Genomic DNA, 1,762 nt, shown 5'->3' with positions numbered 1-1,762 from the left:
GCGCCGCCCCCGCCTCCGGCCCGGGGGAGCCCCGGCCCTTCCGGATCGTGGCCGTCACCTCCTGTCCCACCGGCATCGCCCACACCTACATGGCGGCCGAGTCCCTGGAGAACGCGGGCCGGGAGGCGGGGGTCGAACTGGCCGTCGAGACCCAGGGGTCGGCCGGTTTCGCCCGGCTGGACCCGGCGGTGATCGCGGCGGCGGACGGCGTGATCCTCGCGCACGACGTCCCCGTACGCGACAAGGACCGTTTCGCGGGCAAGCCGACCGTGGACGTGGGTGTGAAGGCGGGCATCAACCGCCCCGCCGAACTCATCGCGGAGGTCCGCGAGAAGGCGGCGCGCGGCGAGGTGAGCGCTCCGGCGCACACACCGGCGGGCACGCCGGTCGAACGCGCGGGAGACGCCACCGAGGGCTACGGCACCAAGCTCCGCACCTGGCTGATGTCCGGCGTCAGCTACATGGTCCCGTTCGTCGCCGCCGGCGGTCTCCTCATCGCCCTCGGCTTCGCGATCGGCGGCTGGCAGGTGAACAAGGCGCCCTCGGTCATGGACCACTTCGTGTGGACGCAGACCGACAGCTGGGGCGCGCTGCTGTTCCAGATCGGCGGGGTCGCCTTCAAGTTCCTCGTCCCGGTCCTGGCCGGCTACATCGCCTACGGCATGGCCGACCGGCCCGGCCTCGTCCCCGGCTTCGTGGGCGGCGCGATAGCGCTGGACGAGGGCGCGGGCTTCCTCGGCGGCCTGGCGGCCGGTCTGATCGCCGGCGGCGTGGTGCTGGCGATCCAGCGGGTACGGATCCCGGCCGTGCTGCGCGGCATCATGCCGGTGGTGGTGATCCCGCTGCTCTCCTCGGCGGTCACCGGTTTCCTGATGCTCGTCGTGATCGGCAAGCCGATCGCCTCGGCGCAGAAGGGCCTCACCGACTGGCTGAGCGGGCTCACCGGCACCAACGCCGTCCTGCTCGGCGCCCTGCTCGGCCTGATGATGTGCTTCGACCTCGGCGGCCCGGTCAACAAGGTCGCCTACGCCTTCGCCACCGCCGGCATCTCCGTCGCCGACCCCAGCGACTCGGCGATGCGGATCATGGCGGCGGTGATGGCGGCCGGCATGGTCCCGCCGCTGGCGATGGCCCTGGCCACCACCGTGCGCGGCCGACTGTTCACCCCGGCCGAGCGCGAGAACGGCAAGGCCGCCTGGGTGCTGGGCGCGTCCTTCATCTCCGAGGGCGCGATCCCGTTCGCGGCGGCCGACCCGCTGCGGGTCATCCCGTCCGCCATGGCGGGCGGCGCGCTCACCGGCGCCCTGTCGATGGCCTTCGGCGCCACCCTGCGCGCCCCGCACGGCGGCGTCTTCGTGGTCCCGCTGATCGGCAGCCCGCTGCTGTACCTGGTGGCCATCGCGGCCGGGGTGTGCGTCACCACGGCCCTGGTGGTCCTGCTCAAGGGAATGCGCGGGCAGGTCCCCGAGTCCGGGACCACCGGCCCCGCCGCGAACCCGGCCGGAACCCGGAAGGACACCGAGCAGCCGGTGGCCGCCTGACCGCGCGGTCCCGGCCGGGACCCGTCACGGCGTCTTGTCCCTTTGCACCGCTGTGAGTTGTTCACGGCACCTGCGAGATACATCACGGTCCGGGGCCAAAGTCCCGGACCGTGGTGTGTACTGGGGTGTATGCCTGAGCACGCCCCGACTCTCCAGCTGATCGGCGTGACCGTCCTCGCGGTGGCGGCCGTCGTGTGGGCCGGTGTCCTGCTGCGCCTGCT

The 1,762-nt window shown here is 73.0% G+C and carries 1 protein-coding gene; it reads left to right on the top strand.

Annotated features, from left to right (window positions below; all coding sequences use genetic code 11):
- The coding region (locus H5J33_RS34005; protein WP_181798522.1) for a PTS fructose transporter subunit IIC at positions 1-1,541 on the top strand (1,541 nt) is incomplete at its 5' end.
- Positions 1,542-1,762: the final 221 nt, after the last annotated feature.

It is taken from the genome of Streptomyces sp. WELS2, from assembly GCF_013870595.1.
Taxonomy (GTDB): Bacteria; Actinomycetota; Actinomycetes; order Streptomycetales; family Streptomycetaceae; genus Streptomyces.
The sequence above is the reverse complement of the archived record's forward strand: the minus strand, read 5'-3'. Positions and strand labels throughout refer to the sequence as shown.